This window comes from Streptomyces sp. NPDC094032 (genome assembly GCF_040303965.1).
Classification (GTDB): Bacteria; Actinomycetota; Actinomycetes; order Streptomycetales; family Streptomycetaceae; genus Streptomyces.
In genome coordinates, this window is sequence record NZ_JBEOUE010000049.1 from 19,062 (window position 1) to 27,326 (window position 8,265).

Consider the following 8,265-nt stretch of genomic DNA (forward strand, 5'->3'; position numbering starts at 1 on the left):
GCCGCCCGACCACCGCCCCTCATCGAGGCGCTGCGCGCCGCCCCTCCTTATCTGCCGTTAGTGTGGGCCTCCGTCCGAGACGCACCCAGGCCCCTCGCGGGCGACCCCCCGGCCGGAGGGCCCGTAGCTCGATGTCCTCAACTCCTGAGTTTCCGCGACACGTCGTCACCGCCGTGCTCGTCGCCCACGACGGCGCCCGCTGGCTGCCGGAGGCCCTCGCCGGGCTGCTCGCCCAGGAGCGCCCCGTACAGAACGTCGTCGCCGCCGACACCGGCAGCGCCGACGACTCCGCGCAGCTCCTCGCCGACGCCATCGGCGCCGACCGCGTCCTCCACCTCGCCCGCCGCACCGGATTCGGCGCCGCCGTCGAGGAGGCCACCCGCACCGCGCCCGTGCTCGGCCCCGAGGAACTGGCGTACCTGAAGCGCCCCAGCGGCTGGGACCCGGTCACCAGGAGCTGGCAGGACGAGGCCTACGAGCTGCCCGAACTCCCGCACGGCGAGCCCGTCCAGTGGCTCTGGCTGCTCCACGACGACTGCGCGCCCGAGCCCGGCGCCCTCGCCGAACTCCTGCGCGTCGCCGACTCCGACGCGGACGCCGCCGTCATCGGCCCCAAGCTGCGCGGCTGGTACGACAGGAAGCAGCTCCTCGAAGCCGGCGTCTCCATCGCCCGCAGCGGCCGCCGCTGGACCGGGCTCGACCGCCGCGAGCAGGACCAGGGCCAGCACGACCAGGTCCGCTCCGTCCTCTCCGTCTCCAGCGCCGGCATGCTCGTCCGCCGCGACGTCTTCGAGCAGCTCGGCGGCTTCGACCGGCGGCTGCCCCTCATGCGCGACGACGTCGACCTCTGCTGGCGCGCCCACGCCGCAGGCCACCGCGTGCTCGTCGCCCCCGACGCCGTCCTGCGGCACGCCGAGGCCTCCGCCCGCGAACGCCGCACCGTCGACTGCGCCGGCCGCACCGCCGCCGACCCGCACCGCGTCGACAAGGCGGGCGCCGTCTACACCCTGCTGGCCAACACCCGCGGCGCCGCCCTCCCGTACGTCCTCGTACGCCTGGTCGTCGGCACCGTGCTGCGCACCCTCGGCTACCTCGTCGGCAAGGCGCCCGGCCAGGCCGTCGACGAGATCATGGGCCTGCTCGCCACCCTGCTGCGCCCCGAGAAGATCCTCGCCGCCCGCAAGCGGCGCAAGAACCCGGCCGTCCCCGCGAGCGAACTGCGCCCGCTGTTCCCGCCGCCCGGCGCCACCGTCCGCGCCGCCGCCGAACAGCTCGCCTCCCACTTCGGCGACTCCGACGCCGACGCGGGCTCGCGCCACGGCGCCGTCGAGTCGGGACCCGGCGGCGACGACGCCGACTTCATGGAGGTCGAGCAGTTCGCCCGCCTGAAGAAGGTTGCCGGCAAGCCCGGCCCCGTCCTCTTCGCCGTCCTGCTCCTCGTCTCCCTCGTCGCCTGCCGCGGCCTCTTCGGCGGCGGCTCCCTCGCCGGCGGCGCCCTGCTGCCCGCCCCCGACACCGTCTCCGGACTCTGGTCGCGCTACGCCGACGGCTGGCACACCATCGGCAGCGGCGGCACCCAGACCGCCCCGCCCTACCTCGCCGTCCTGGCCGCGCTCGCCACCCTCCTGTTCGGCTCGACCTCCTTCGCGCTGACCCTGCTGCTCGTCTGCTCGGTCCCGCTGGCCGGCTTCACCGCCTACTTCGCCAGCCGCGGCATCGTCGAGTCCCGGCTGCTGCGCGCCTGGGGCGCCGTCGCCTACGCCTTCCTGCCGGCCGCCACCGGCGCCCTCGCCACCGGCCGGCTCGGCACCGCCGTCCTCGCGGTCCTGCTCCCGCTGATCGCCCGCGCGGCCGTCGCCGCCCACGGCCTCGGCCGCACCGAGCGCGGCAGCTGGCGCGCCACCTGGGCGTACACCTTCCTCCTCACCTTCGCCATGGCGTTCACGCCGGTGGTCTGGCCGCTCGCCGTCCTCCTCGGCATCGGCGTGCTCGTGCTGCGCCGCGACGACATCACCGCGTACGCCCTGCGCTTCCTCGCCGCCGTCGGCACCCCGGTCCTCGTCCTGGCCCCCTGGTCGCTCTCCCTGCTGACCAGCCCCTCCGCGCTGCTGCGCGAGGCCGGCCTCGCCGTCCCCACCAGCGCGGCCTCCGCCCTCGACCTGCTCGGCACCAGCCCCGGCGGCCCCGGCACCACCGGCGGTCTCGTCCTCATCGGCTTCGTGCTCGCCGCCCTCGGCGCCCTGCTCCGCGAGGAGCGCGCCTTCGCCGTCCGCGCCGCCTGGGCCGCCGCCCTCGCCGGCCTCCTCTTCGCCGCCCTCACCAACGGCACCGACGGCACCGGCTGGGCCGGCCCCGCGACCCTCGTCTACGGCGCGGCCCTGCTCGCCGCCGGCCTCATCGGCGCCGAGGGCGGCCGCACCCGCGTCGCCGCCCACGGCTTCGGCTGGCGCCAGCCCGTCGCCGCGCTCATCGCGCTCGCCTGCGCCCTCGGCCCGGTCGTCGCCGCGGCCGGCTGGATGATCGGCGGCGCCGACGGCCCGCTCACCCGCCGCGACCCGGTCCAGGTGCCGGCCTTCGTCGCCGAGGAGAGCGGCACCCGCGACCAGGCCCGCACCCTCGTCCTCGGCGGCAGTTCGCCCGGCCGCGTCGACTACACCCTGGTCCGCGGCTCCGGCGCCCGCCTCGGCGACGCCGAACTCGCCGCGAGCGGCGGCGGCGACCCGCGCCTCGACGAGGTCGTCGCCCACCTCGTGGCCGGCTCCGGCGCCGACCAGACCGAGGAGCTCAGCGGCTTCGCGATCCGCTACGTCCTCGTACGGGACGGGGCACCGCGCTCCATGAGCCGCGTCCTCGACGCCACCCCGGGCCTGTCCCGGCTCAGCCAGCTCGACGGCAGCGCGCTGTGGCGGATCGACCGCGAGGTCGCCCGGATCACCATCGTCCCCGGCGCCGCGAAGGGGGCCACCGCCCCCGGGCAGGCCGCCGAGGCCGCCAAGACCGTCTCCGTTGCCGCCGGACCCGTTGAGGCCCACACCGACCTCCCGGCCGGACCCGCCGGCCGCGTGCTGCGCGTCGCCGACCGCGCCGACGCCGGCTGGACCGCCACCCTCGACGGCAAGGAGCTCACCCCGACCACCGTCGACGGCTGGGCCCAGGGCTTCGAGCTCCCCGCCGAGGCGGGCCGCCTGGACCTCACCTTCGAGGCGCCGCTCACCCACACCGTCTGGGTCTGGACCCAGGTCGGCCTCGCCGTCGTCCTGCTCGTGCTCGCCCTGCCCGGCCGGCGCCGCGACATCGACGACGACCTGCCCGAGGAGGAGCTCGCCATCCCCGCCCCGGCGGCCGAGGGCGACGGCCGCCGCGCCCGCCGCCTGCGCGCGGCGGCGGAGGCCGAGGCCGAGGCCGAAGCGGAGGCGCCCCTCCCGGAGCCCGCCCCCGAGGCGGCCCCCGCCCCGGTGCCCGCGCAGCAGACGTACGAGCAGGAGACGTACGAGCAGCAGGCGTACGAACCGGGGGCTTACGAGCAGGGGGCGCAGGGGGCGTACGAACAGCCCCAGGTCCAGTACGCCGACGACCAGGGCCAGGGCTACTACCAGGCGCAGGGCCAGGAGCAGTACGCGTACCCGCAGCAGCAGTACGGCGAGCAGTACGCCGAGCAGGGCTACGACCCGTACGCGCAGCAGTACCCGCAGCAGTACGACCCCCAGCAGTACCCGCAGCAGACCTACGGGGACCCGTACACCGACCAGTACGGGGAGCAGGCCTACGACCCCTACGGCTACGGGTACGACCAGAACCGGCAGGGCCAGGACCCCGAGCAGCAGCAGCGTCCCGACGGGAGCAGCAACCAGTGAAGCGCACCACCCTCTCCCTGATCGCGGTCGCCACCGCCCTCGCCGCCGTCACCGGCGCCGTCTCCCTGACCGCCCCCGACGGCGCCGCCGCCCCGGCCGCCCAGGCGCCCACCCGGCTGCCCGTGGAGCGCTCCAGCCTGCTCTGCCCGGCGCCCAGCCTGTCCGAGGTGGCCGAGACCACCTACACCTCGTACACCCCGCTCGGCACCGGCAAGGACCGGAACAGCGAGACGGGCGCCAAGGCGGCGGGGGCCGAGCTGAAGCCGGCCGCCGCGGCCGGCACGCCCGGCGAGACGGCCAAGAAGCCCAAGACGGCCAAGGCCCCCGCGACCGTCACCAAGACCGGCACCCCCGTCACCGCCGAGTCCGACGGCGCCACCGCCCCCGCCCTGGCCGGCACGGCGAACGGCGCCCTCGCCCCCGGCTGGACCGTCCAGCAGACCACGGTCAACCCCGCCGGCGGGGCCCGCGGCCTGCTCGGCACCGGCTGCACCGCCCCGGACACCGACTTCTGGTTCCCCGCCGCCTCCACCGCGAAGCAGCGCCAGGACTACGTGCACCTCACCAACCCGGACGACAGCGCCGCCGTCGCCGACATCGAGCTGTACGGCCCGGAGGGCGCCCTCAAGTCCCAGATCACCGAGGGCATCCCGGTCCCGGCCCACTCCAGCGTCCCGGTGCTGCTCCCGACCCTCACCGGCGACCCGGCCCAGCAGGACGTCACGGTCCATGTGACCACCCGCAGCGGACGCGTCGGCGCCGTCATCGGCGCGGCCGACGACACGCTGGGCAGCGACTGGCTGCCCGCCTCCGCCGACCCGTCCGGCACCGCCGTCCTGCCCGGCATCCCGGCCGACGCGACCTCCGTACGGCTCGTGGCGTACGCGCCGGGCGACGACGACGCCGACCTGAAGGTCCAGCTGGTCACCCCGACCGGCACCATCGTCCCGGCCAGCGCGTCCTCCCTGCACGTGAAGTCGGGGATGACCGCCGCCGTCGACATGAAGGACCTCATGCGCGGCGAGCCCGGCTCGCTGCTGCTGACCCCGAGCAACCCGAAGAAGAGCACCCCGATCGTGGCCGCGCTCCAGGTCGTCCGGGGCAAGGGCGAGAAGCGGGAGGTCGCCTTCATCCCGGCGGCCGGCCCGGTCGAGGGCCGGGCGACCGTCGCCGACAACCGCGCCAAGGGCTCCACGCTCTCGCTGACCGCCCCCGGCGCCGCCGCCGAGGTCCGGATCACCGCCTCCGCGGGCTCGCAGGGCGGCACCCCGGTCACCAAGACCCTCAAGCTCAAGGCGGGCACGACCACCACCCTGGCCCCGCCCGTCCCCGAGGGCCTCAAGGGCGCCTACGCGCTCACCGTCGAGCACGTCTCGGGCGGCCCGGTGCACGCCTCACGGATGCTGGAGCTGCCCAGCGACGGCATCCCGATGTTCACGATCCAGAACTTCAACGACGACCGCGGCACCGTGGAGGTCCCGGCGGCCCGGCAGAACTTGTCGGTGCTGGACGACTGAGCCCCTGTCAGGGCCCCGTCGGGCTCCCCGTAAGGGTGGAAACCCACCCCCTACGGGGGACTGACCGGAACCCCGGCCCTCAGTCCTGCTCGTCGTCCTGCCCGTACCGGGGGTCGACGGACTCGGGCGAGAGGCCGAGCAGATCGGCCACCTGCTCCACGACCACCTCGTGGACCAGCAGCGCCCGCTCGTCACGGCTCTTGGAACGGATCTCGACCGGGCGCCGGTAGACCACGACCCGGGCAGGCTCGCTCTTCTCGGCCGGGGTCGACCCGCCGAGCGGCACGATGGACTCGCCCGTGACCGGCGGCGGCACCTCCATCACCAGGAACTCCACGTCCGCCAGCTGCGGCCAGCGCCGCTCAAGCCGCTCCACCGAGTCCAGCACCAGATCGCGGAAGGTGTCCGCCCGGCTCGCCGACAGCGGCACCTGGGGCGGGGCGACCGGCCCCCGCATGCCCCGGCCGTGCCGGTCACGGCGCCGCACACGGGGCACGGAACTGTCCTTGCTGCTGGTGGGTTCGGTCACTGACGCAGCGTAACTCTCTCCGGTGTTCCGGGGCCTTTCCTTGAGCGGTCCGGGGCACGGCCCGGACCGCCGAGGCTGTCGGCGGTTGAACGTTCCGGCCCTACGAGGGCGCGTTTTCCGGGGCTCCCGCGATCGGCCATCCGGCCGCACCTGACCGAATAGGCACCCCCCGATGTCCGGATCGCGAGCCGCCGCCACGCCCGTACCGCGCCCCTCCCGCAGGTCGGAACGGGCGACCGGACCGGTCCCGTGGCGGACGTCACACCACGACACGGTGGAGTGACCTGGGGGAGAGTCGTCGCGGCCCGCTCAAGAGTGCGGTACCGTCCAACGCTGTGAGCCCTGTACGTCGCTGTTCGCGCACCGCGTGCGGCCGCCCTGCCGTCGCGACACTGACGTACGTCTATGCCGACTCGACTGCGGTCCTCGGCCCGCTCGCCACCTACGCCGAGCCCCACTGCTACGACCTGTGCGCCGAGCACAGCGAGCGCCTGACCGCCCCGCGCGGCTGGGAGGTCGTGCGGCTCACCGACGGTTCCGCCCCCGCCCGCCCCAGCGGCGACGACCTCGAAGCCCTCGCCAACGCGGTACGGGAGGCGGCCCGCCCCCAGGAGCGCGCGGCCGAGGCCGGCGGCAAGGGCGGCGGACGCGGCGGCGACCCGATGGAGGTCGGCCGTCGGGGTCACCTCAGGGTCCTGCGCTCCCCCGAAAACTGATCAAGGCCCCTTCCCGGGTAGTTTGGGCGTTCCGTGCGCGCGCCGCATTCGCGCGTACGTGGTTGCCGAGACTTCAGGAGGGTTGATCCGTGGCTGCTGACCTGTCGCAGATCGTGAAGGCGTACGACGTCCGCGGGGTGGTGCCGGATCAGTGGGACGAGGCGCTCGCCGAGCTCTTCGGAGCGGCTTTCGTGACGGTGACGGACGCGGACGCGATCGTCATCGGCCACGACATGCGCCCCTCCTCGCCGGGCCTCTCCGCCGCGTTCGCGCGCGGCGCGGCCCGCCTCGGCGCGGACGTGACCCTGATCGGCCTCTGCTCCACGGACCAGCTGTACTACGCGTCCGGGGCGCTGCACCTGCCGGGCGCGATGTTCACCGCCTCGCACAACCCGGCCCAGTACAACGGCATCAAGATGTGCCGCGCGGGCGCCGCCCCGGTCGGCCAGGACACCGGCCTCGGCGAGATCCGCGAGCTGGTGGAGCGCTGGTCGGACGAGGGCGCCCCGAAGCCGGCGGCCACCGAGGGCACGGTGACGCACCGCGAGACCCTGACGGACTACGCGTCCCACCTCCTCTCCCTCGTAGACCTCTCCGCCATCCGCCCCCTCAAGGTCGTGGTGGACGCGGGCAACGGCATGGGCGGCCACACCGTCCCCACCGTCTTCGACGGCCTGCCGCTGGACGTCGTCCCGATGTACTTCGAGCTCGACGGCACCTTTCCGAACCACGAGGCCAACCCGCTCGACCCGAAGAACATCGTCGACCTCCAGGCGCGGGTCCGCGCCGAGGGCGCCGACCTCGGCCTCGCCTTCGACGGCGACGCCGACCGCTGCTTCGTCGTCGACGAGAACGGCGACCCGGTCGCCCCGTCGGCGATCACCGCCCTCGTCGCCGCGCGCGAGCTGGCGAAGAACCCCGGCGGCACGGTCATCCACAACCTGATCACCTCGTGGTCCGTCCCGGAGGTCGTCCGCGAGCACGGCGGCACGCCCGTCCGCACCCGTGTGGGCCACTCCTTCATCAAGGAGGAGATGGCGAAGACCGGCGCCGTCTTCGGCGGCGAGCACTCCGCGCACTACTACTTCAAGGACTTCTGGAACGCGGACACGGGCATGCTGGCCGCCCTCCACGTCCTCGCGGCCCTCGGCGGCCAGGACGGCCCGCTGTCCTCGCTGGTCGCCGCGTACGACCGCTACGCCGCCTCCGGCGAGATCAACTCCACCGTCGCCGACCAGGCCGGCCGCCTGGCCGCGGTGAAGGCCGCGTACGAGAACCAGGACGGCGTCACCCTCGACGACCTGGATGGCCTGACGGTCACCTCCACCAACTGGTGGTTCAACCTCCGAGCCTCCAACACCGAACCCCTCCTCCGCCTCAACATCGAAGCCCGAGACACCACAACGATGCAGCACCTCCGCGACGAGGTCCTGAAGCTGGTCCGCGCGTAACGCGGAGCGGGGGGGGCGGGGCGACGGCCCCGCCCCCCCTCGCCGGGACCCGGGCTTCCCGCCCCGGGCTTCCCGCCCCGGGCTTCCCGCCCCGGGCTTCCCGCCCCGGGCTTTCGCCCTCCCGGGCTTCCAGCCCCCGGGCTTTCGCCCTCCCGGGCTTCCAGCCCCCGGGGTGGATCGGAAGAGGGGCGGGGTGGG

The 8,265-nt window shown here is 75.0% G+C and carries 5 protein-coding genes; 4 read left to right on the top strand and 1 reads right to left on the bottom strand.

From position 1 onward, the window contains the following. Positions 1-131 precede the first annotated feature (131 nt). Together ABTZ54_RS35130 and ABTZ54_RS35135 are read left to right on the top strand one after the other, a co-directional pair. A complete protein-coding gene (locus ABTZ54_RS35130) occupies positions 132-3,854 on the top strand; it encodes a glycosyltransferase family 2 protein (protein ID WP_351671862.1) in 3,723 nt (1,240 codons plus the stop codon). Continuing rightward, positions 3,851-5,371: a DUF5719 family protein gene (locus tag ABTZ54_RS35135; protein WP_351671865.1), complete on the top strand. Its 1,521-nt coding sequence runs from the start codon at positions 3,851-3,853 to the stop codon at positions 5,369-5,371. The genes ABTZ54_RS35130 and ABTZ54_RS35135 overlap by 4 nt, the downstream gene beginning before the upstream one ends. Positions 5,372-5,450: 79 nt before the next feature. Here ABTZ54_RS35135 and ABTZ54_RS35140 read toward each other — a convergent pair whose 3' ends face one another. Next, positions 5,451-5,828, bottom strand: coding sequence for a metallopeptidase family protein (locus ABTZ54_RS35140; RefSeq protein ID WP_502997372.1), 378 nt, complete (start codon positions 5,826-5,828; stop codon positions 5,451-5,453). A 356-nt stretch (positions 5,829-6,184) separates the two neighbouring features. On the opposite strand from ABTZ54_RS35140, the gene ABTZ54_RS35145 reads away from it, so the two are divergent. Together ABTZ54_RS35145 and ABTZ54_RS35150 are read left to right on the top strand one after the other, a co-directional pair. After that, positions 6,185-6,616 (top strand): DUF3499 domain-containing protein, encoded by a 432-nt coding sequence (locus ABTZ54_RS35145; protein ID WP_351671873.1) that lies wholly within the window; start codon positions 6,185-6,187, stop codon positions 6,614-6,616. An 89-nt stretch (positions 6,617-6,705) separates the two neighbouring features. Further along, on the top strand, positions 6,706-8,067 hold the full coding sequence (locus ABTZ54_RS35150; RefSeq protein ID WP_351671871.1) for a phosphomannomutase/phosphoglucomutase: 1,362 nt from the start codon (positions 6,706-6,708) through the stop codon (positions 8,065-8,067). Positions 8,068-8,265 lie beyond the last annotated feature (198 nt).